The organism is Chryseobacterium sp. BGARF1 (assembly GCF_001677955.1).
In the GTDB taxonomy this organism is placed as follows: Bacteria; Bacteroidota; Bacteroidia; order Flavobacteriales; family Weeksellaceae; genus Chryseobacterium.
On sequence record NZ_LELA01000162.1, the window covers coordinates 1 to 468 of the forward strand.

General features: G+C 39.3%; 1 protein-coding gene. It reads right to left on the bottom strand.

The genetic code is table 11. The annotated features are described in order from the left end of the window. Positions 1 to 468: transposase (locus tag AB671_RS21145; RefSeq protein ID WP_185114146.1), on the bottom strand; the 468-nt coding region annotated here is incomplete at both ends.

Genomic DNA, 468 nt, shown 5'->3' on the forward strand with positions numbered 1-468 from the left:
GCGTATGGTCCCAGTAAATCCATTGAGATTATCTGTAGCTGTAATGAGGATATCTTCTACGCCGCGGGCTTTGAGATCGGTTAAAACACCCATCCAGAAACTCGAACTTTCATTCTTGCCAAGCCACATCCCGAGAACTTCTTTCTTTCCTTCCCGATTTAAACCTACTGCTAAATAGATGGTTTTGTTGATAACTTTAGAGTTCTCACGAACTTTGAAAACAATCCCATCCATCCAAACAATGAGATATAAATCTTCCAAAGGACGGTTTTGCCAGCTAACGACCTCGGTTGCAATAGCATTGGTAATTCTGGAAATAGCGGAAGTTGATATTTCAAAATCGTACAATTCTTTTATCTGTTCTTCGATATCGCTCACACTCATACCTTTAGCGTATAATGAGATAATAATATTTTCCAGGCCTTCGATAATATTGTGCCTTTTTGGTACCAAAGCAGGCTCAAAACT